This is a genomic window from Streptomyces sp. NPDC006551, assembly GCF_040611675.1.
Taxonomy (GTDB): domain Bacteria; phylum Actinomycetota; class Actinomycetes; order Streptomycetales; family Streptomycetaceae; genus Streptomyces.
Genome location: NZ_JBEXOT010000041.1, coordinates 37062 through 56671, shown reverse-complemented (window position 1 = coordinate 56671; position 19610 = coordinate 37062). Strand labels below are relative to the sequence as shown.

The 19610-nt window shown below is 71.4% G+C and carries 20 protein-coding genes; 9 read left to right on the top strand and 11 right to left on the bottom strand.

The genetic code is table 11. The features are described 5' to 3' along the window. Positions 1-35: 35 nt before the first annotated feature. Complete coding sequence (locus ABZY12_RS27875; RefSeq protein ID WP_356895015.1) at positions 36-680, bottom strand: hypothetical protein; 645 nt, start codon at positions 678-680, stop codon at positions 36-38. A 112-nt stretch (positions 681-792) separates the two neighbouring features. On the opposite strand from ABZY12_RS27875, the gene ABZY12_RS27870 reads away from it, so the two are divergent. Continuing rightward, entirely contained in the window at positions 793-1338 is a 546-nt protein-coding gene (locus ABZY12_RS27870; RefSeq protein WP_356895013.1) for a hypothetical protein, read from the top strand. A 3-nt stretch (positions 1339-1341) separates the two neighbouring features. Here ABZY12_RS27870 and ABZY12_RS27865 read toward each other — a convergent pair whose 3' ends face one another. From ABZY12_RS27865 to ABZY12_RS27855, 3 genes are read right to left on the bottom strand one after another with little or no spacing between them, the layout of a single operon-like run. Then, positions 1342-2118 (bottom strand): enoyl-CoA hydratase/isomerase family protein, encoded by a 777-nt coding sequence (locus ABZY12_RS27865; protein WP_356895011.1) that lies wholly within the window; start codon positions 2116-2118, stop codon positions 1342-1344. Then, on the bottom strand, positions 2115-2540 hold the full coding sequence (locus tag ABZY12_RS27860; RefSeq protein ID WP_356895009.1) for an OB-fold domain-containing protein: 426 nt from the start codon (positions 2538-2540) through the stop codon (positions 2115-2117). Before ABZY12_RS27860 ends, ABZY12_RS27865 begins: the two co-directional genes overlap by 4 nt. Positions 2541-2546: 6 nt before the next feature. Next, positions 2547-3689, bottom strand: coding sequence for a lipid-transfer protein (locus tag ABZY12_RS27855; protein ID WP_356895007.1), 1143 nt, complete (start codon positions 3687-3689; stop codon positions 2547-2549). 94 nt (positions 3690-3783) lie between these two features. Here ABZY12_RS27855 and ABZY12_RS27850 point away from each other — a divergent pair, with 94 nt between their 5' ends. Next, positions 3784-5340, top strand: coding sequence for a FadD3 family acyl-CoA ligase (locus ABZY12_RS27850; RefSeq protein ID WP_356895005.1), 1557 nt, complete (start codon positions 3784-3786; stop codon positions 5338-5340). Between the two features lie 84 nt (positions 5341-5424). On the opposite strand, the gene ABZY12_RS27845 is transcribed toward ABZY12_RS27850, so the two are convergent. From ABZY12_RS27845 to ABZY12_RS27835, 3 genes are all read right to left on the bottom strand, one after another. After that, positions 5425-5715 carry a hypothetical protein gene (locus tag ABZY12_RS27845; RefSeq protein ID WP_356895003.1) on the bottom strand — a complete coding sequence of 97 codons (291 nt, stop codon included), beginning with the start codon at positions 5713-5715 and terminating at the stop codon, positions 5425-5427. Continuing rightward, entirely contained in the window at positions 5712-5939 is a 228-nt protein-coding gene (locus ABZY12_RS27840) for a hypothetical protein (RefSeq protein WP_356895001.1), read from the bottom strand. The genes ABZY12_RS27845 and ABZY12_RS27840 overlap by 4 nt, the downstream gene beginning before the upstream one ends. Positions 5940-6024: 85 nt before the next feature. Continuing rightward, positions 6025-6273 carry a hypothetical protein gene (locus ABZY12_RS27835; protein WP_356894999.1) on the bottom strand — a complete coding sequence of 83 codons (249 nt, stop codon included), beginning with the start codon at positions 6271-6273 and terminating at the stop codon, positions 6025-6027. Between the two features lie 247 nt (positions 6274-6520). On the opposite strand from ABZY12_RS27835, the gene ABZY12_RS27830 reads away from it, so the two are divergent. Further along, positions 6521-7279, top strand: coding sequence for a GntR family transcriptional regulator (locus ABZY12_RS27830; RefSeq protein ID WP_356894997.1), 759 nt, complete (start codon positions 6521-6523; stop codon positions 7277-7279). Between the two features lie 214 nt (positions 7280-7493). Here the strand turns inward: ABZY12_RS27830 and ABZY12_RS27825 are convergent, their stop codons facing one another. Next, on the bottom strand, positions 7494-7712 hold the full coding sequence (locus tag ABZY12_RS27825) for a hypothetical protein (RefSeq protein WP_356894995.1): 219 nt from the start codon (positions 7710-7712) through the stop codon (positions 7494-7496). Between the two features lie 241 nt (positions 7713-7953). After that, positions 7954-10914, bottom strand: coding sequence for a BTAD domain-containing putative transcriptional regulator (locus ABZY12_RS27820; RefSeq protein ID WP_356894993.1), 2961 nt, complete (start codon positions 10912-10914; stop codon positions 7954-7956). Between the two features lie 174 nt (positions 10915-11088). On the opposite strand from ABZY12_RS27820, the gene ABZY12_RS27815 reads away from it, so the two are divergent. Then, on the top strand, positions 11089-12306 hold the full coding sequence (locus ABZY12_RS27815; RefSeq protein ID WP_356894991.1) for an amidohydrolase family protein: 1218 nt from the start codon (positions 11089-11091) through the stop codon (positions 12304-12306). 4 nt (positions 12307-12310) lie between these two features. Here ABZY12_RS27815 and ABZY12_RS27810 read toward each other — a convergent pair whose 3' ends face one another. Together ABZY12_RS27810 and ABZY12_RS27805 are read right to left on the bottom strand one after the other, a co-directional pair. Then, positions 12311-12721: a PIN domain-containing protein gene (locus ABZY12_RS27810; protein WP_356894989.1), complete on the bottom strand. Its 411-nt coding sequence runs from the start codon at positions 12719-12721 to the stop codon at positions 12311-12313. After that, positions 12718-12939: a type II toxin-antitoxin system VapB family antitoxin gene (locus tag ABZY12_RS27805; protein ID WP_356894987.1), complete on the bottom strand. Its 222-nt coding sequence runs from the start codon at positions 12937-12939 to the stop codon at positions 12718-12720. Before ABZY12_RS27805 ends, ABZY12_RS27810 begins: the two co-directional genes overlap by 4 nt. 179 nt (positions 12940-13118) lie before the next feature. On the opposite strand from ABZY12_RS27805, the gene ABZY12_RS27800 reads away from it, so the two are divergent. The 5 genes from ABZY12_RS27800 (at position 13119) to ABZY12_RS27780 (ending at position 19380) form a co-directional block, all read left to right on the top strand. Further along, complete coding sequence (locus ABZY12_RS27800; protein ID WP_356894985.1) at positions 13119-14036, top strand: LLM class F420-dependent oxidoreductase; 918 nt, start codon at positions 13119-13121, stop codon at positions 14034-14036. Positions 14037-14053: 17 nt separating this feature from the next. Beyond that, complete coding sequence (locus ABZY12_RS27795; protein WP_356894983.1) at positions 14054-14815, top strand: glucose 1-dehydrogenase; 762 nt, start codon at positions 14054-14056, stop codon at positions 14813-14815. A gap of 97 nt (positions 14816-14912) precedes the next feature. Then, positions 14913-16037 (top strand): LLM class flavin-dependent oxidoreductase, encoded by a 1125-nt coding sequence (locus tag ABZY12_RS27790; RefSeq protein ID WP_356894981.1) that lies wholly within the window; start codon positions 14913-14915, stop codon positions 16035-16037. Positions 16038-16201: 164 nt separating this feature from the next. Beyond that, a complete protein-coding gene (locus ABZY12_RS27785; protein ID WP_356894979.1) occupies positions 16202-17929 on the top strand; it encodes a D-aminoacylase in 1728 nt (575 codons plus the stop codon). Then, positions 17926-19380 (top strand): aldehyde dehydrogenase family protein, encoded by a 1455-nt coding sequence (locus ABZY12_RS27780; RefSeq protein ID WP_356894977.1) that lies wholly within the window; start codon positions 17926-17928, stop codon positions 19378-19380. The genes ABZY12_RS27785 and ABZY12_RS27780 overlap by 4 nt, the downstream gene beginning before the upstream one ends. The last annotated feature ends 230 nt before the right edge of the window (positions 19381-19610 follow it).

The following is a 19610-nucleotide window of genomic DNA, read 5'->3' as shown; positions in this document are numbered from 1 at the left end:
CGGGCCGTGGGGCTCCCCATGGGCTCGCTGTGGGCTCAGGGGCGCTGATGCGGCGGTGGTTCGCCGGACTGGTCCGGGTGGTCCGGGTAGTAGGGCCGGTGGCCGGCCCCGCCCTGGTCCCACTGGCCTTCGCCCTGGCCCTGCCGGTCCCAGCCGGGCTGGTCCATCGTCCGTGTCGGTGCGCCCGCGTCAGGGGGGTACACGGGCGCGTCACCCGCGCCGGTCTCGCGCGGCGGCGCGTGATCGTCGACCCGGATCGCGTGCTCGCGGTGGCGGCCCGACATGACCGCCGCGGCGAGCAGGAGCAGCACCCCGCCTCCCAGGGCGTAGAACACCCCGTGGTCGAGCCCCCTGGCGTCGCCGCCGACCGTCAGGCCGTTCTCGGCCTGACCGACCCGCACCATCCACAGGATGGTGAAGCCGAGCACGATCACCCCGGCGAGCGCGACCAGCAGGCGGGACCGGAGCAGCAGGCCGATCAGGGTCACGAGGGCGGCGAAGGCCAACGGCAGCAGGATCGACCCGATGACCTCGGCCCTGGCGTTGGTGATCCCGCCGAACAGGTCGTCGATGCGGTAGTGGCTGCCGTGACGGCCGTCGTACCAGGCACGGAAGGGGCTCCAGACGGCGGCCGTCGCTCCGGCGAGCGCCAGGACGGAGCCGATGACGTTGCGGACCATCGCTCGGCCTCCTTCGGTCCGGCTCTCGGTCTCGACGCTACGCCGGGTGCGGGGGCCCCGCCACGCGGCGCTAGGGTGGCGCGAACACGACAGAAATGACGGGGGAGAAAAGATGGTGCGGCGACGGCTCAGGCTCGCGGCGACGCTCACGGTCGTGGTGCTCGCGCTGACGGGGTTCCAGACGAGCAGCAGCGGCGGCAAGAGCAGCGGCAAGAGCCGGGGCGGCTCGAGCGGGGACAGTGGCGGCGGCTGCTCCAGCTCCAAGAAGAAGAACGACGACTACGACTACGACGACACCGGCTCTGGCTCCGGCGGCGAGTACACCTCGGAGCCGACGGTGACGGCGACCTCCAGCCCCACGTCGGACTTCGAGGTCGTGGTCGTCGACTGCGTGAAGCCCGCCCAGAAGAAGCGCAAGGGCAAGCCCGCCCGCAAGGCGGACACCACGGCGACGCTGGAGATCACCTCGCGCGCGACCGCCACGGAGACCGTGAAGGTCACCTTGCGGTTCAGGGCCCCGGACCAGGTGGTCGACACGGTGGACAAGGTGGTCACCGTCGAGCCCGGCGCGACCACGACCTTCGACGTCGCCATGGCGAAGCCGAAGACCGTGGACAGGGTGGAGGAGTGCGAGGTCTGGCGCGTGGGCAGGCCCTGACCCTCACCGCAGCCGGAAACCGTCCCCCCTCCGGGTGAACAGCTCCACCTGCCGCTCGGCGGGCAGGTTCCCGAGCGCGACGAGGTGCGGCGCGTGGGCGAGGGCCTGGGCGCGGGCGGCCTCCTTGACCGACCACAGAGCCCGGACCGTGCCCTGCACCGCCTCCGTCGGGTACGAGGCGATGACCGTGGCGGCCCGACGGGCGGCGTCCAGCGCGCCGCCGGGCTCCGTCACCTCGGACACCAGCCCCGTCTCGTACGCCCGCCGGGCCGAGATTCGTTCGGCGCTTCCCGTCAACGCCATGCGCGCGACCTCGCCGTACGGCATCCTCTGTGCCATGTGGACGGTCTCGAAGGCGCTGACCATGCCGTAGGTGGTGTGCGGGTCGAAGAAGGTCGCCCCTTCGCCGGCGACGAGGAACTCCGCCTCGCCGAGGAGATAGAACGCCCCGCCGCAGGCCATGCCCTCGACGGCGGCGATCACCGGTTTCCACAGGTCGTTCGCCTTAGGACCGATGGCGAGCAGCGGGTCGTCGATCGTGTACGGGGAGGAGGGCTGCGGGATCCCGGTGGCGGCCGTGCGGTCGATGCCGGTGCAGAAGGCCGTGCCGCCCGCGCCGGTGACGACGATCGCCCGCACCTCGTCCGCGTACCGGAACTCCCGCCACACGGCGCCGAGCCGGCCCGCCATCTCCACGGTGAGCGCGTTGTGCTTCGCGGGCCGGTCGAGGGTGACGACCGCGACCCCGGACTCCTTGTCCGTCTCGACCCGGACGCTCATCCGCGCTCCAGCAGCCAGCGCGGGACGGCCATGCCGTCGATCTCGGTGAAGGCGACCCGGACCGGGGCCCCGATCCGCAGCCGCGCCGGGTCGACCGAGTCGAGCGGGTCGTCCGGGGCGGCGACCACATTGCCGACGAGCCGGATGCGGGGCGCTTCGGCGAGCTCGACGACGACGGCGTTGTACGGGGCCTGGGCGGCGTAGTCGGGCAGGAGTGGCGGGTGGGGCAGGACGTACGACCAAATCTGTCCGCGGCCAGACATCCGGCGCCACTCGCTGTCGAACGACTGGCAGTGCGGGCAGCAGGGCCGGGGCGGGAAGCGCGGTTCGCCGCAGTCGGCACAGCTCTGGATCCGCAGTTCGCCCCGGGCGGCGTACTCCCAGAAGGGGGCGCCGTCCTCGTCGACGACGGGTGTGAGCATGGGGGATCAACTCCTCAGCAGGAGAGCCGATGTGGGGACGCCTTCGCCGGCGGTGACCAGACAGGTGGCGGCGCCGGGGACCTGGGCGGTGGAGGTGCCGCGGAGCTGCTTCACCCCTTCGTTGATGAGGTTGAAGCCGTGGACGTACGCCTCGGAGAGGCCGCCGCCCCCGGTGTTGAGGGGCAGCCGTCCGCCGGTCTCCAGGGCGCCGCCCTCCGTGAACGCGGCCCCCTCGCCCCTCCCGCAGAAGCCGTAGCCCTCCAGGGAGAGGGGGATGAGGGGAGTGAAGGCGTCATAGATCTGCGCGACGTCGACGTCCTCGGGCCCGAAGTCGGCCCGCTTCCACAGGTGTCGGGCGGCCGTCCAGGCGGGGCCGGACAGCGGGTCGTCGTTCCAGTAGTTGACCATGCCGTGGTGCTGGGCGGGCAGGCCCTGGGCCGTGGAGTGGACGTAGACAGGCTTCTGCCGGCAGTCACGCGCCCGCTCGGCGGAGACGATGACGCAGGCCAGCGCCCCGTCGGTCTCCAGGCAGTTGTCGAAGAGGCAGAGGGGTTTGCTGATCCAGCGGGCGGTCATGTACATCTCGCGGGTGAGGGGCCGCTCGTACATGATCGCGGCGGGGTTCTGGTTGGCGCGGTTGCGGCAGGCGAGGGCGACGTTGAAGAGGTGGTCGCGGGTGGCGCCGTACTCGTGCATGTAGCGGCGGGCGAGCATGCCGATCTCGTCGGCGGGGCGCAGGAGTCCGAAGGGCCGGGTCCACTGCCCGGGGGTGGGGAGCTGCGCCCGGGTGTTCTTCCACGGCCGCGGCCCGCTGCCCCGCTTGCGCGACCGCCAGGCGACGCCGACGCCGGCCTGACCGGTGGCTATGGCGGCGGCCAGGTGGCCGACGGTGGCGCACGAGCCGCCGCCGCCGAAGCCCACCTTGCTGAAGAAGGTGACGTCTCCGGCCCCGATGGACTTGGCGATCTCGACCTCGTCGGTCTCCTCCATGGTGTACGAGGCGAAGGCGTCCACCTCGGCCGGTGCGATGCCGGCGTCGTCGAGGGCGGCGAGGATCGCCCGGCAGGCGAGGGCCTTCTCGGACTCGGGGAGTTGTCTGGCGAACGCTGTCTGCCCTATTCCGACGATGGCGGTGGCGTCCTTGAGCACTGCAACCTCCCCGATCGCAAGCGACTGTCGAGCTGCTGACAGCGCGTCAGGCTACAGCTAATCTGACGGATAGTCAGCTCATGGGAGGTGGGAGATGCGCGGCGACCTGGAGTGGGGCTCGATCCCGAGGCTGGTGCGCTCGGCGGCCGAACGGTACGGCGCGGCGGAGGCGGTCGTCGAGGGCCGTACCCGCGTCTCGTACGAGGAGTTGGGCGCACGCGTCGAACGCGCGGCGGCGGCCTGCATGGCGTCCGGCGTCGAGCCGGGCGACCGGGTCGCGATCTGGGCGCCGAACACCCTGGACTGGATCGTCTCGGCGCTCGGCGCGGTGACGGCGGGCGCGGTCCTGGTCCCGTTGAACACCCGCTTCAAGGGCACGGAGGCGGCGTACGTCCTCGCCCGCTCGCGGGCGAGGCTGCTCTTCGTCACCGGCACCTTCCTGGGCACGTCCTACGTCGCGTCGCTGCGGCGGGCCGAGGTGGAACTCCCGTACCTGGAACGGGTGGTGGTGCTGGGTGACACCGCTCCCGACGACTATCTGACCTGGAAGTCCTTCCTGGCGGCGGGCGACGGCGTACCGTCGTCCCAGGTGCGGCGGCGGGCGGACGCGATCGACTCCTCGGCCGCCTCGGACATCATCTACACCTCGGGGACGACGGGCGCCCCGAAGGGAGCGGTGATCACCCACGCGCAGACGCTGCGCTGCTACGGCGTCTGGGCGGACCTCGCCGGCCTGCGGGAGGGCGACCGCTATCTGATCGTGAACCCGTTCTTCCACACCTTCGGATACAAGGCCGGGATCATCGCCTGCCTGATGCGGGGCGCGGTCATGATTCCGCAGCCGGTCTTCAACGTGGACACGGTCCTCGCGAACATCGCGGCCGAACGGATCTCGGTGCTCCCCGGCCCGCCGACCCTGCACCAGTCGCTCCTGGACCACCCGTCCCGCTCCGCGTACGACCTCTCGGCGCTCCGTCTCGTGGTGACGGGCGCCGCGGTGGTCCCGCTCCGGCTGGTCGAGCGCCTGCGCGGCGAGCTGGGCGTCGGCACGGTACTGACGGCGTACGGCCTCTCCGAGGCGAGCGGCATCGTCACCATGTGCCGCCGCGGCGACCCGGCCCAGACGATCGCGACCACCTCGGGCCGTCCGATCCCGGACACGGAGGTCCGTCTGTCGGAGTCGGGCGAGGTCCTGGTCCGCGGCCACCACGTGATGCGCGGCTACTTCGAGGACGAGGAGGAGACGTCCCGGGCCATCGATGCGGACGGCTGGCTCCACACGGGTGACGTGGGTGTCCTGGACGAGGCGGGCAACCTGCGGATCACCGACCGGATCAAGGACATGTTCATCGTCGGCGGCTTCAACGCCTACCCGGCGGAGATCGAGCAACTCCTCGGCCTCCACCCCGACATCGCCGATGTGGCGGTCGTCGGCATCCCGGACCCCCGGCTCGGCGAGGTGGGCAAGGCGTTCGCGGTCCGGCGGGCGGGAGCGCGGGTGACGGGGGACGACCTGATCGCCTGGGCGCGGCGGGAGATGGCGAACTACAAGGTGCCGAGGGAGGTCGAGTTCGTGGGGGAGCTGCCGCGGAACGCGAGCGGGAAGGTGGTGAAGGGGGTGCTGCGGGCTCAGACGAGGGGGGACGGGTAGGGGCGGAGCTCCGGCCGGTGGGGGGCAGGAGGACGACGGCTTGGGTGGCGGCCCGGGCGCAGCCCTGTACACCGATGCATGCCTTCATGGCGTCTCGCCGACGCCGGAGGTGTCGCGACACTCGGCGATGAGAAGGGCGTCCCGCAGGGCGGCGACGAGGTGACCGGCCAGGACGTGCAGTTCCTCGGGTGACGGGCGCTCGCCGGTCAGGGTGTCGTGGGCCCGCTCCAGGATCTGGCGGGCGAGGCCGAGCTGAACGGTCTCGATCTGATCGGCGAGACGGGACAGACGCCCCGTGCCGTCACCGATCAGGTAGCAGGGCTTGCCGTCCGCACCGCTCCAGGGGAGCGGACGCGGGGAGCGGATCGGATTCATGCCGTCTCCAAGGGGTGGATGACACGGGTGTCGAGATCGATGCCGTACGTGGCGGCGAGGAGGGTGATCCGGCGCTGCTGCCGGACAGCCTCCTCCCGCTCGTACGCGGGGAGATAGGGGCGTACGAGGGCGGTGGCGGCGCCGTCGATGGGGGCGTGCCAGGCGCGGACGGCGAGGGCGGGGCGCGTCGGGGGAGGCGGTGGCGGTGGCGGCTCAGGGCGCACGGGAGTGAGGCCGGCACGGTGGCGACCGGTGGGCGTCACCAGTGAGCGGACTCGGGACGCGAGTCGGACGAGCGTGGGAAGCATTTCAACGGGCCTCTTCCAGAGCCGAATTGCCAATGACGAGTTCAGCCCAGACCGCGCAGCCGTCACTGGTCGTGCCGTTGGTGGTGCTGAAGGCCCGGATGATGGCGAGCCCTGGGCCGTGGCTGCAACGGACGGGAAGCTCGACGGGGCCTCGGGCGGTGATGCGGATGCGGTGGTCTGCCGTGGACAGCGTCATCTCGACGAAGACCGGTCGCGTGCCTAGACATGCCACGAACAGCTCGTGCGCCACCAGCGGGGCGTCGCCCTCCGGTATGTGGCTCCTCGTCCAGCACCGAACGCTTCGTGCCTCCTGTGGCACGGCCCCGAAGCATCTGGACCACGAACAGCCCGAAGCGGGCATGGCACCTCCCAGCCGTTATCTGATTACAGATAGCGGTTATCTGTAATCAGAATGCCGATGCGGTTGGCGTCGGTCAAGCCGGGCGGGACATTATGTGTATGCAGATTGGGATGCTCGTTCGGAACGGTGGTGTGGCGTGGCACAGCCCGAGTACCAGCGGATCGCCGCTGACCTGCGGCGTCGTATCTCTTCTGGGGAGTTCGGGCCTGGTGAACGGCTGCCGATCCTCCCCGCGTTGTGCGAGGAGTACGGCGTCTCGGAGGTCACCGTTCGCAACGCGCTTGGGCTGCTGCGCAACGAGGGTGTGATCGAAAGCCGCGCACGTGCGGGTACCCGGGTGCGCCCGCGCCCGCCTGTGCATCGGATGGCGGCGGATCGCTATCGAGCCGCTCCGGGAGCGAAGTCCACGCCGTTCACACGGGATCAGGGCATCGGATGGTCGGAGTACCGGCTCGACAAGCGCTTCGAGAAGGTCCAGGCGGACACGGAAGTGGCGGCGTTGTTCGAGTGTGAGGCGGGCGAACGGCTCCTCGCGCGGCACTTCGTCTTCTACGACAACGACGTGCCGACGCAGCTGAGCACCAGTTACGTGCGGTGGAGCGACGTCGCCGGAACGCCGGTCGCCGATCCCATCCACGAGCCGTGGCCGGGCGGAACTCGGGCGCAGCTGGCCAGCCTGGGGATTACGGTCGCCCGCATCACCGAGTCGTTCACGTGCGGCATGCCCAGCGAGGACGAGGCGGCGGCGCTGCGTATCGGTTCCGGTGTGCCGGTGTTGCGTTATACACGGCGGCACATCGCGGATTCGGGGCGCGTGGTCGAGGTCGCGCATCCCATCGTGCGGCGGGGTGACACGACCGTCGTCGACTTCGTCATCGACCTCGACGCCTCGTAAGGCGAAACCAAGGCCCCGCGCACGGCGAAGGGGCCGGGCGGATGCCCGGCCCCTCCTTCTTGCGTCCGGTCGCTTTCGCGCCGCGCCCTGCCCGCCGGGTCCCCCCAGACCCGTCGGGCGTCCCCCGAGCGTTCGCGCTCCGGCGTCCCGGACCTCCACAGCACCGGCGACTCCCCCGATGGTGCCGCCGGGGCTGCGCCCCGTGGGGAGTGGTCTACTTGGCCGGCTCCGTCGTCACGTGGATGTTCTCGGTCGACGCGGTGCCGCCGTCCTCGCCGCCGCCCGTCACGTGGATGTTCTTGATGCCGATCTTCTCGGCTATCGCGTCGGTGGCCTCGCCGCCGGTGACGTGGATGTTCTTCGTCTCGATGTCGGCCGCCTCGCCGCCGGTGACGTGGATGTTCGTCGGCTTGATGATCTGCTCGTCGCTCATCGCAACTCCTGTTGATGCTTCGATTCAGATGGGTCGGCGAGACCCGTCCGGCTGTTCCCCCGTGGACTGCCGAACGGGCCTCTGCGCAGGGCCGATCACCCTAGTGCGTCGGGGCCATGGCCTCACCGGCGACCCGTCTGCCCCCCGACGCGACGGATCGATGAGTGAGAGCATGCCGGGTGGCGATAAACGAACGATGAACGCCCAGTCCGGGGGCGGGGGAAGACGGTCAGGCCGGCGGTCAGGCGGCCGCGGCCGGTTGCAGCAGCGACCTGACCTCCGCCGCCTCCGGGGAGCCCAGCTTCTCGTGGATGGCCAACGACTCCCGCCAGCAGACCTCGGCCCGGCCGAGCTGCCCTATGCCGTGCAGGGCGCGGCCCAGGACGGTGAGCACGTTGCCGCGACGCCAGTCGCCGCCGACATCCCGGAGGACGGTCAGGGCCATCTCGGCCTGGGAGGCCGCCTGCGCGAACCGTCGGCCGGCGACCTCGACCTCCGCCAGCCGGAAGAGGGTCATGCCCTCCCAGAGGCGTTGGCGGCTGTCCCGGAAGACCTCCAGCGCGGCGGCCAGGCTCTCGGACGCCTCGCTGAGCTGACCGCTCTGGGTCAGTGCCACGCCCATCGCATAGCGGCCGTTCGCCCCCTTCAGGGCGTGGCCCATCCGGTCGTACATGTCGGCGCCCTGCCGCGCCAGGCTGACGGCGCTCGCGGTGCGTCCGGTGACGAGATGGATGCGGGAGAGATTGCACAGGGCACTCGCCTCGCCGGGGCCGTCCTGGCACTCGCGGAAGGCGTCGATGGCGCGGTTGAGGAACTGCTCGCCCTCGGCGTAGCGGTTGCGGTAGACCGCCATCACTCCCAGGGTGTTCGCCGCCCAGCACTGGGGGAGCCGGTCCTCGACGGTCTCGGCGAGCCGCATCGCCTCCCGCGCCTCCTGGTCGGCCTGGTCGAACCGGCCGGAGACGTGGTGGACGTACGCGAGCGTGATCGCCGCGCGCCCCTCGGCCCGGGTGTCGCCCGCCCTGGCCGCCGCGTCGCGGAGGCCCGCGGCCACCGCCTCGTACTCCTTCGAGTTCGCGCCCGACTCCGCCAGGTCCAGCGCCGCCCACAGCAGGTCGACCGCCCGCCGCAACGTCCCCGCGCCCGCCGACTGGCGTACGCGGGCCAGCAGGCAGTTCGCCTCCGCGTACAGCCAGTCCTGGGCCGCGTGGCGGTCCGTGAAGGTCAGGCCCTCGTACTCGGTGGGCTCCAGGTGGTCGACCAGGCGGTCACCCGGCCGCTCGATCGCGTAGACCCGGGAGGCCGTCGACAGATAGAAGTCGAGGAGGCGCGACAGGGCCCGCTCCCGCTCGACCGGGGGCTGTTCGTCCCGCTCCGCGCACGCACGGGCGTAGAGGCGGACCAGGTCGTGGTAGCGGTAGCGGCCCGGGGCCGCCGACTCCAGGAGAGAGGTGTCCACCAGGGCCTCCAGGAGGTCCTCGGTGTCCTGGGCCGGGAGGTCGAGGACGGCCGCCGCCGCCGGGAGGGAGATGTCGGGGCCGTCGGCGAGGCCCAGGAGGCGGAAGGCGCGGGCCTGGGCCGGTTCCAGCTGGCCGTAGCCGAGTTCGAAGGTGGCCTTGACCGCGAGGTCGCCCGCCTGGAGTTCGTCCAGGCGGCGGCGCTCGTCGGCGAGCTTGGCCGCGAGGACGGCGACCGTCCAGGTGCGGCGGGCCGCCAGGCGGGACGCCGCGATGCGGATCGCGAGGGGCAGGAAGCCGCAGGCCGCGACCACGTCGAGGGCCGCCTCGCGCTCCGCCGAGACCCGCTCCACGCCGACGATGCGGGTGAAGAGCTGGAGCGCCTCCTCCGGGGACATCACGTCCAGGTCCACCAGATGCGCCCCGGCCAGGTCCACCATCCGGATTCGACTGGTCACCAGCGCCGCGCAGCCCGCCGTGCCCGGCAGCAGCGGCCGGATCTGGGCCGCGTCCCGGGCGTTGTCGAGGAGCACCAGGATCCGTCGGCCGTCGAGCGTCGAGCGGTAGAGCGCCGCCCGCTCGTCCAGCGAGTCCGGGATCGCGGAGTCGGGGGTGCCCAGGGCGCGCAGGAACGCCCCGAGGACCGTCTCGGGGGCGGCGGCCCGCGCACCCGCGCCCTGGAGGTCGACGTAGAGCTGGCCGTCCGGGAAGTGCGGACGGGCCTCGTGCGCCACGTGCACGGCCAGGGTCGTCTTGCCGACGCCGCCGATGCCGGCGAGCGCCGAGACCGCCATGACGGAGCCCTCGGCGGTCGCGAGCCGGTCGCCTAGCTCCCGTACGAAGGCGGCGCGGCCGGTGAAGTCGGGGACCGTCGCGGGAAGTTGAGCGGGTCGGGAGACGACGGGTGCCGGTGCCGGTTCCTCGACCGGGCGGGCCAGTTCGGCGTCCGCCTGGAGGATCCGCTGCTGGAGCCGGGACAGTTCGGGGCGCGGGTCGACCCCCAGCTCGTCGGCGAGGAGCCGGCGGGTGTCCGCGTACACGGCCAGCGCCTCCGCCTGCCGCCCGCTGCGGTAGAGGGCGAGCATCAGCAGTTCGCGGAGCCGCTCGCGCAGCGGATGGGCGGCGGTGAGCGCCGTCAGTTCGGAGACGGCCTCCGCGTGCGCGCCGGCCTCCAGATCCATGTCCAGTCGGGTTTCGAGCAGTTGGAGGCGCCACTCCTCCAGACGGACCCGCTGCGTCTCGGCGTACGGTCCCGGTACGGAGGCCAGTGCCTCGCCGTCCCACAGCCCGAGCGACTTGTTGATCCGGGCCCGCGCCTCGCCGCGGTCCCCGGCGGCCCGCAGCTTCTCCGCCTCGGCCGCCAGGTCACCGGCGACGTTCAGGTCGAGCGCCGAGTGGTGGGTGCGGACGGCATAGCCGCCGGACTCGCTGACGAGCACCCCGGGCGGCAGGATCTTGCGCAGGCGCGAGGCGTACGTCCGTACCGCCGCCAGCGCCTGCGAGGGCGGGTCGTCGCCCCAGATGGCGTCGATCAGCTCGGCGGCCGTGGCCGTGCGCCCGTCGCGCAGCAGCAGCGCCGCGAGGAGCGCCCGCTGCTGCGGTGACCCGGAGGGGAGCGCTTCTCCGGCCCGCCAGGCGCGCACCGGGCCGAGCACGCCGAAGCGCAGGTCGTGACCGACGTCGTCGGGACCACCTGTCGACGGAGCTCGCTGCTCCGGAACTCGCGGGCCGTTCTCACGGTCCATAGCTCCCCCTGCCGTACCGCTGGTTTCGCCCAAGACAGTCTGCCTTGTCCGGAGGGGGCGCGTCAGCATCGGGTGACTGTCTGCACAAGTCCTGCCACAGGATCCGACAAGATCCGGCAGGATCCGGAGCCCTGATAGCTGACGGGTCGTCAGATCAGCGCTACCGTGAAACGCATGGAGACCTTCCCGAAGATCATCTCGGTGGACGACCACACCGTGGAGCCCCCGCACGTCTGGCGGGACCGGCTCCCGTCCCGGTATCGCGACACCGGGCCCCGGATCGTCCGAGCCCCTCTGAAGGAAATGACCTTCCTCGGGGGCAGGTTCGCGCCCGTCATGGGCGCCAAGGGTGACGACGGGCCGATCGGCGACTGGTGGGTGTACGAGGATCTGCACCGGCCGCTGACCCGGCTCGACACCGCCGTCGGTTACGACCGCGACGAGATCAGGCTCGAAGTGATCACCTACGAGCAGATGCGCCCGGGCTCCTACTCCGTGCCCGACCGGCTCGCCGACATGGACGTCAACCACGTCCAGTCCGCGCTCTGCTTCCCCACCTTCCCGCGCTTCTGCGGGCAGACCTTCACCGAGGCGAGCGACCGCGAGCTCGGGCTCCTCGGTGTGCGCGCCTACAACGACTGGATGGTGGAGGAGTGGTGCGGCCCGGAGGCGCAGGGCCGGCTCATACCGCTCACCCTGATCCCGCTCTGGGACGCCGAGCTCGCCGCCGCCGAGGTCCGCCGCAACGCCGCCCGGGGCGTGCGCGCCGTCGCCTTCTCCGAGATCCCGCCGCACCTCGGACTGCCGTCGGTCCACACCGACTACTGGGACCCGTTCCTGCGGGCCTGCGACGAGACCGGCACGGTCGTCGCCATGCACATCGGCTCCTCCAGCAGGATGCCGTCCACCTCCGCCGACGCCCCGCCCGCCGTCGGCTCCACCATCACGTTCGCCAACTGCTGCTTCTCGATGGTCGACTGGCTGATGAGCGGCAAGTTCGAGCGCTTCCCGAACCTGAGGGTGATGTACGCGGAGGGCCAAATCGGGTGGATCCCCTACATCCTCGAGCGCGCGGACGTGGTGTGGGAGGAGAACCGCGGCTGGGGTGGAGTGGCGGAGAAGGTGCTCCGGCCGCCGTCGGAGCTGTTCGCCGAGCATGTGTACGGGTGCTTCTTCGACGACGCCTTCGGGCTGCGGAACCTCGACGACATCGGGGTGGGCAACGTCCTGTACGAGACGGACTACCCGCACTCCGACTCCACGTGGCCCAAGTCCCGCGAGGTCGGCCAGGCCCAGATGGGGCACCTGGCGCCGGATGTGGTCGAGCGCATCGTGCGGGGAAACGCGATCGAGTTGCTGGGCCTGACGCCGGAGGGGCTCTGGCGCCCATGACCGGTCACCGGACGTCGTGGATGCTGAGCTCGCTCAGGTCGGCCGCGTGGCGGGCGACGGTGCGGTAGTCGACGTCGTCGTGGAGGACGGTCAGCCCGTGATGGGCCGCGGTGGCCGCGATGATCAGATCGACGGCCGAGGCGCTCCTGTGCTCCCCGGCCCTGGCCATCCGATGCTGCACGGAGCTGACCCAGCGTCCCGCGTTCTTGGGTACCGCCACGTCGGGGTAGAGGTCGGTGAACATCTCCGCGATCTCGTCGTACTCGCGGCTGCTTCGAGCGCTGTACAGGAACTCGGCGCGCTGTGGGTAGCAGGAGGCGATCGCCTCGGCGTCGATGGCGTCGTACCAGGCCGACTGGAGCTTGGGGTCGCTGAGCAGCCGGACGAGGCCGGACGTGTCGAGGAGATAGATCACCGACTGTCCTTCTCGGCCTGATGCCGGCGCTCGGCGTCCTCGATCGCCCCCCACTGGCGTGCGCGCTCGAAGTGGCGGCTGATGCGCGCCGCACGCTCCTGCCGGTCGGCGTAGAACCGGAGGGCCAGATTGACGGCCTCCTTCTTGGTCCTGGCCTTGGACAGGGCCATGGCGCGTTGCAGTGCGTCATCGTCGATGTCGATCTGGGTCACAGCCATGCCGCGCCTCCGTGCATGTGGGTGATGTACAAAGAATCGTATGTCACCAACATGAGGGGCGCGACTCCCGAGCTCTCCGCCGGGTGGTCCGCTGCGGCACGACCCTTGCCTGATGTGCCTTCGGCGACGACGATGGGCCCCTATCGCGCTCTGACGGTCCGTCAGTTAAGGGGTCTCCCATGGTCGTCTACGGGATGCAGCTCCCGGTCCAGTCCCAGAGCACCCTCTACGCCGAGCCCTGGGAGGCCGCCGCCGGCCCCGGTGATCTGGTGGAGATCGCGCGCACCGCCGACCGGACCGGGTTCCACTACATCGCCTGCTGCGACCACGTCGCCATCCCGCGCCGGCTCGCCGGGGCGATGAGCACCGTCTGGTACGACCCGGTCGCCACGCTCTCCTTCCTCGCCGCCGCCACCGAGCGCGTCCGGCTGCTCTCCCACGTCGCCGTCGTCGGGCTGCGCCACCCGCTGGTGACCGCCAAGGCGTACGCGACCCTCGACCATCTCTCCGGCGGGCGGCTGATCCTCGGGGTCGGCGCCGGGCACGTGCGGGAGGAGTTCGAGGCGGTCGGGGCGGACTTCGAGGGTCGCGGGGCGCTCCTCGACGAGACGATCGACGCGCTCGGAGCGGCGCTCGGACCGGAGGAGTATCCCGAGTTCGGCGGCGCGCGGTTCGCGTTCAAGGACCTGGGGCAGCGGCCCCGGCCCGCCCAGGAGCGGGTCCCGGTGTGGGTCGGCGGCTCCTCGCCGGCCGCCGTGCGCCGGGCGGCGCTGCGGGGCGACGGCTGGCTGCCCCAGGGCGACCCCCGGGAGCGGCTGCCCGCGCTGATCACTCGACTGAGGCGGCTGCGCGAGGAGGCCGGGATCGTCCGTCCGCTCACCGTCGGGGCGATCGTCGAGCCGCTGTACATCGGCACCCCTGCCTGGGAGGTCGGCCGGCGGACGCTGACCGGCGCACCGGAGGGCGTCGCCGCCTCGCTGCGCGCCTACGCGGAGATGGGCGTGCACCAGATCCAGGTCCGGTTCCGGTCCCGGAGCCGTACCGAACTCACCGACCAGATGGCGGCGTTCGCCGCCGAGGTGGCTCCGCACCTCTAGCGAAGAGGAGTACGGACATGGGCAAGCTGGACGGGCGGGTCGTCGTCATCACGGGCGCGGCGCGCGGACAGGGCGAGCAGGAGGCGCGGCTCTTCGCCGCCGAAGGGGCCCGGGTCGTGCTCGGGGACGTACTCGACGATTCCGGCGAGGCGCTGGCCAAGGAGCTGGGGGAGGAGCGGGCCGCGTACGTCCGCCTCGACGTGACGAAGGAGGAGGACTGGGCGGGGGCGGTCGCCGTCGCCACGCAGCGGTTCGGGCGGATCGACGGACTGGTGAACAACGCCGGCATCCTCCGCTTCAACGAGCTGGTCTCCACGCCGCTGGACGAGTTCCAGGCGATCGTCTCGGTCAACCAGGTCGGGTGCTTCCTGGGGATACGGACGGTCGCACCGGAGATCGAGGCGGCGGGTGGCGGGACGATCGTCAACACGGCCTCGTACACGGGCCTGACGGGCATGGCGGGGGTCGGCGCCTACGCCGCCACCAAGCACGCGGTCCTCGGGCTCACCCGGGTCGCGGCCCTGGAGCTGGCGGCCAAGGGGATTCGCGTCAACGCGGTCTGCCCGGGGGCGATCGACACCCCCATGAGCAACCCGGAGGGCGTCGACCCGGCGGCCACGGCCGAGCTGTACCGGAATCTCGTGCCGCTGGGCCGGATCGGGCGGCCGGAGGAGGTGGCGGCGCTCGCGCTCTTCCTGACCGGGGACGACTCCGCGTACATCACCGGCCAGCCGTTCGTGATCGACGGCGGCTGGCTGGCCGGGGTCAGCCTCTTCTGACGTGCCGTCAGCTATTGACGCACCCGCGCGGCGGTGCGAAAGTCGGGCACATCGAGAATCTGACGGTACGTCAGAAACAAGAGGACGGTGAACCCCCTTGGAATTCGGGATCTTCGTACAGGGATACGTCGGCAAGCGCGCCGAGACCGATCCCGAGGCCGAGCACAAGGCGCTGATGGAGGAGACCGAGTACGTCATCCAGGCGGACAGGTCCGGGTTCAAGTACGCCTGGGCCTCCGAGCACCACTTCCTGGAGGAGTACTCGCACCTCTCGGCGAACGACGTCTACCTCGGCTACCTCGCCCACGCCACCGACCGCATCCACCTCGGCTCCGGCATCTTCAACCCGCTGGCCCCCGTCAACCACCCGGTGAAGGTCGCCGAGAAGGTCGCCATGCTCGACCACCTCTCCGGCGGGCGCTTCGAGTTCGGCTCGGGGCGAGGGGCCGGCTCCCACGAGATCCTCGGATTCATGCCGGGCATCACCGACATGAACCACACCAAGGAGATCTGGGAGGAGACGATCGCCGAGTTCCCCAAGATGTGGCTCCAGGACGAGTACGTCGGCTTCCAGGGCAAGCACTGGTCGCTGCCGCCGCGCAAGGTCCTGCCCAAGCCGTACGGGAAGTCCCACCCGGCGATGTGGTACGCGGCCGGGTCGCCGTCCTCGTACGCCATGGCCGGCAAGAAGGGGCTCGGCGTCCTCGGCTTCAGCGTGCAGAAGGTCTCCGACATGGAGTGGGTCGTCGAGTCGTACAAGACGGCGATCAAGGAGGCGAAGGCGGTCGGGGACTTCGTCAACGACAACGTGATGGTGACCTCGACGGCGATCTGCGCCGAGACCCACGAGAAGGCGGTCGAGATCGCGGTCGGGGGCGGGCTCAACTACCTGCAGTCGCTGCTCTTCCGCTACCACGACACCTTCCCCCGGCCCGAGGGGATCCCGGAGTGGCCGGAGCTGCTGCCCGAGTACAGCGCCGAGATCATCGAACTGCTCATCGCGGAGGAGCTGATGATCTGCGGCGACCCGGAGGAGGTCACCCGCCAGTGCAAGCGCTGGGAACAGGCGGGGGCGGACCAGCTGTCGTTCGGTCTGCCGATCGGCGTCTCGTACGAGGACACGATGAACACGATCAAGCTGATCGGTGAGCACGTGATCCCGAAGATCGACACGGACCCGGTCCACCGCACGACCCGCTTCCGTCGGGGCGCGGGGGCCTGACGGGGCCGGCGCCGCACGGGGGTGAAGCCCCGGACCCCCGCACAGCTCGGGGTGGCGTCTTCCCGGATCGCCGTCCCGTGTCCGCCCCGGTCCGGGGGCGGGGCAGCCGCGGCCGGCTGTCACGTCCCCGGCCGGGGCACGTCCACGCGCAGAAAGGGACCGTCATGCTCGATCACCTGATCAAGGGCGCCACCGTCGTGGACGGGACGGGCGCCCCCGGCCACGTCGCCGACGTCGGCATACGCGACGGGCGGATCGTCTTCGCCGACCCGGGCGCGACCGCTCGTACCTCCGAGGACGCCACCGGCCTCGTCCTCAGCCCCGGCTTCGTCGACCCCCACACCCACTACGACGCCCAGCTCTTCTGGGACCCCTTCGCCACCCCCTCCATGAACCACGGCGTCACCACCGTCGCCGGCGGCAACTGCGGCTTCACCCTCGCGCCGCTCCACCCCGACCGGCCCGAGGACGCCGACTACACCCGCCGCATGATGTCCAAGGTCGAGGGCATGTCCCTCAAGGCCCTGGAGGAAGGCGTCGACTGGAGCTGGTCGTCCTTCGGCGAGTACCTCGACGCCCTGGAGGGGCGCATCGCCGTCAACGCCGGGTTCATGGTGGGGCACTGCGCCCTGCGCCGTTACGTGATGGGGGCAGAGGCGGTCGGCGGGCAGCCCACCCCCGAGCAACTGGACCGGATGCTCGACCTGCTCCACGGCGCCCTGGACGCCGGCGCCTGGGGCCTGTCCACCACCCAGTCCTCCACCCACTCCGACGGCGACGGCGCTCCCGTCGCCTCCCGGCACGCCACCCCCGCCGAGCTGATCGCCCTCTCCCGGGCCGTCGGCGAGCACGAGGGCACCCAGCTGGAGGCGATCCTCGCCGGCTGCCTCGACCAGTTCTCCGACGCCGAGATCGACCTCTTCGTCGAGATGACGGCCGCCGCCGGCCGGCCCCTGAACTGGAACGTCCTCACCATCGACGCCACCGTCCCCGAACGCGTTCCGCGCCAGCTCGTCGCGTCCGAACGCGCCCGCGAGTCCGGCGGCCGGATCGTCGCCCTCACGATGCCGATCCTGACCCCCATGAACATGTCGCTCGGCACCTTCTGCGCCCTCAACCTCATCCCCGGCTGGGGGGAGATCCTCTCCCTGCCCGTGCCCGATCGGATCGCGAAGCTGCGCGACCCGAACGCACGGGCCGAGATGCTGCGCCGCGCCGACTCCAAGGAGGCCGGCGTCTTCCGCCGCCTGGCGGACTTCGGCCGGTACGTCATCGGCGACACGTACTCCGAGGAGAACCGGGGGCTCACCGGACGGGTCGTCCGCGACATCGCCGCCCAGCGCGGCCAGGACCCCTTCCAGTGCCTGGTCGAGATCTGCGCCAACGACGATCTGCGGACCGTCCTGTGGCCCATGCCCACCGACAACGACCCGGCCTCCTGGGCGCTGCGCCGCGAGACCTGGGAGCACGAGGACGTGCTGCTGGGCGGCTCCGACGCCGGCGCCCATCTGGACCGCATGTGCGGCGCGCCGTACACCACCCGCTTCCTCGGCGACTGTCTGCGCGGCCGGAAGCTCGTCCCCCTCGAACAGGCGGTGCGGATGCTCACCGACGACCCGGCCCGGCTCTTCGGGCTGCGGGAGCGCGGGCGGATAGCGGAGGGCTTCCACGCCGATCTGGTCCTCTTCGACCCCGAGCGGATCGATGCCGGCCCGGCGACCCTGGTGCACGATCTGCCCGGGGACAGCCCGCGGCTCGACTCGCGGGCGATCGGTGTCGTCTCCGTCCGCGTCAACGGCGTGGAGACGATCCGCGACGACGAGGTGACCGGCGCGATCCCGGGCCGGGTGCTGCGTTCGGGGCGCGACACCAGGACGGTGAGCACCCGGTGAGGACCGAGCGGCTGTTCATCGCCGGGGAGTGGGTGGAGCCCGAGGGCGGGCACTACGAGGTGGTCAACCCTGCCACCGAGCAGGTCGTCGGCCTCGCGCCGGAGGCCTCCCGCGCCCAGGTGTACGAGGCGGCCGCCGCGGCCCGTGCGGCCTTCGGCACCTGGTCCCGTACGCGGCCGGAGGAGCGGGCCGCGATCCTCGACCGAGCCGCCGACCTGATGGCCCGGGACGCCGAGGAGAACGTCGCGCTCGCGCAGGCCGAGACCGGCGCCACGACGGGCACCGCGCGGGGCATGCAGGTCGCCGTCGGCGCGGCCCGCTTCCGGCGGTACGCGCGCGGCGCCCTGGAGCCGGTCGAGCAGGCGCTGCCCCCGCAGATCAACGAGGCCGGCCCCATGGGGAGGGCCGGGGTCTTCGGAGCGGTCGCGGTGCGGCGCCCGGTGGGGGTGGTCACCTGTGTCACCTCGTACAACAACCCCTGGGCCAATCCGGCGGGCAAGATCGCTCCGGCGCTCGCCATGGGGAACACGGTCGTGGTGAAGCCCGCGCCGCAGGACCCGCTCTCCGTGTACGCGATGACGCGGGCGCTGGCGGAGGCGGGGGTCCCGGCCGGGGTCGTCAACGTCGTCACCGGCGCGAGCACCGCCGTCGGCGAGGCGGCCGTCGACTCGCCGGACGTCGACATGGTCTCCTTCACCGGCTCGACGGCCGTCGGGCAGGCGATCGGCGCGGTCTGCGGCCGGGAGCTGAAGCGGCAGCTGATGGAGCTGGGCGGGAAGGGCGCGGCGCTGGTCTTCGACGACGCCGACCTCGACTCCGCGGTGACGGGGATCGGCACGACCTTCGCCTTCTACAGCGGGCAGATCTGTACGGCCCCGACGCGGGTGCTCGCCCAGCGCGGGATCTACCGGCGGTTGACCGAGAAGCTCACCGGCTACCTCGCGTACATGAAGGTCGGCGATCCGGCGGCGCCGGGCACGGTGGTCGGCCCGGTGATCTCGGCGGCCCACCGCGACCGGGTGGAGGCGTACATCGAGCTGGGGCGGAAGGAGGGCGCCCGGGTCGTGGCGGGCGGCGAGCGCCCGGACCTCGCGAAGGGGTTCTACGTCGCCCCCACGCTCCTCGCGGACTGCACCAACGACATGCGGGTCGTACGCGAGGAGATCTTCGGCCCGGTCGTCGTGGTCGTCCCCTTCGACGACGAGGAGGAGGGGATCGCGCTGGCGAACGACAGCGACTACGGACTCCTCGACTACGTGTGGTCCGGGGACGTGGCCCGCGCCTTCCGTGTCGCGGCGCGGCTGCGGGCCGGCGGCGTCGGGGTGAACACCGTCGGGCGGAACATGGAGGCGCCGTTCGGCGGGTTCAAGAAGAGCGGTGTGGGACGCGACGTCGGCTCGTACGCTCTGCACGCCTACAGCGAGACGCAGGCGGTGGTCTGGCCCGGTTGATCACCGGACGTGACCTTCGGGAGTCCTCCGGAAGATGGCTGGAAAACAAGCACGGGAAATTTTCGGAACGGACATTTAGGGCTCTGCTGCGGTTCCCGCATATCGGACATCCTCCGGCGTGCCAACCAATCGGTCGGTGCGCCGAATCGTCGATCTTTCAATCATTGGCGACTGTCCGTTTTGTGCCTCACAATGTAAGGTGAAGATCGGTGGGTCGAGTGGATTGCGAT